A 1,272-nucleotide genomic window follows, 5' to 3' on the forward strand; every position below is an offset into this window, starting at 1 on the left:
CAGCGCGGTGGGCTGGCTCTGGACGATCGCCGCGAACCGGCTGGTCGACGCGTTCCGCCGGCGGGCCCGGCAGGCCCAGCTGCCGGCGGTCCCGCTGACCGACTCGACCGCGCCGGCTGCCGAGGACGAGGTCATGGCCGGGCGGATCGGCCAGGAGCTGGAGCAGGCCCTGCTGGTGCTGCCGGCCGAGCTGCGCGTGGTGCTGCGGTCGCTGGTGCTCGACGGGCTGTCCGTACGGGAGACGGCGCTGCTGCTGGGCGTGCCGGAAGGCACCGTGAAATCCCGCGCGCGGCGGGCCCGGATCGCCATGCGCGAGGCCCTGTCGTGACCGTACAGCTCGCCGCGGCCACCGGTCCCACGCCGACAGGACCTACGGCCCTTGGTCACGGGACCTGCGCCCGGTAGGAAGGACACATGATTCGTGTCTTCCTGCTCGACGACCACGAGGTCGTCCGCCGTGGCCTGGCCGACCTGCTGCACGCCGCCGGGGACATCGAGGTGGTCGGGGAGTCGGGGCTGGCACAGGAGGCGACCCGCCGGATCCCGGCGCTGCGGCCGGACGTGATGGTCCTGGACGCGCGGCTGCCCGACGGCAACGGCATCGACGTGTGCCGCGACGTGCGGGCGGTGGACTCGTCGATCCGGGGACTCATCCTCACCTCGTACGAGGACGACGAGGCGCTGTTCGCGGCGATCATGGCCGGCGCGTCGGGCTACGTGCTGAAGCAGATCCGCGGCACCGACCTGGTCGACGCGGTCCGCCGGGTCGCCGGCGGCCAGTCGCTGCTGGACCCCGCGGTGACCCAGCGGGTGCTGGAGCGCATCCGGCACGGCGTCGAGCAGCCCCGGGAGCTGGCCTCGCTGACCGACCAGGAGCGGCGGATCCTGGAGTTCGTGGCCGAGGGCCTGACCAACCGGGAGATCGCCGGGAAGATGTTCCTGGCCGAGAAGACGGTGAAGAACTACGTGTCCAGCCTGCTGGCGAAGCTGGGCCTGGAACGGCGTACGCAGGCCGCGGTGCTGGCCACGAAGCTGCTCGGCGACCACTCGCACTGACACCCGGTCACCCACCGGCGGGCCGGATGGCCCTGGTGCCGCGGGCGCGTGCGGGCGCACGGTGAGGGCGGATGCGAAGGAGGAGGGCCATGAACCTCATCGTCAAAGGCCTGACCGGTGCGGCACTGCTCGCGGCCGTCGCCTACGGACCGCCGGCGCGGCGGTGGTATCTGACGTCCGGCGCGACGCCCGCGGAGGTCGCCGCGGCGATGCCCG

At 73.3% G+C, this 1,272-nt stretch carries 2 protein-coding genes; both read left to right on the forward strand.

Annotated elements, in window-relative coordinates:
* Window positions 1–328 (forward strand): RNA polymerase sigma factor (locus AB0C29_RS49020; RefSeq protein WP_360835321.1); only part of this gene is annotated, 328 nt, incomplete at its 5' end.
* Window positions 329–414: 86 nt separating this feature from the next.
* Window positions 415–1,056 carry a response regulator transcription factor gene (locus AB0C29_RS49025; RefSeq protein ID WP_360835323.1) on the forward strand — a complete coding sequence of 214 codons (642 nt, stop codon included), beginning with the start codon at window positions 415–417 and terminating at the stop codon, window positions 1,054–1,056.
* The last annotated feature ends 216 nt before the right edge of the window (window positions 1,057–1,272 follow it).

Origin of the sequence: Actinoplanes sp. NPDC048791 (genome assembly GCF_040650095.1) — a bacterium.
Lineage (GTDB): Bacteria > Actinomycetota > Actinomycetes > Mycobacteriales > Micromonosporaceae > Actinoplanes.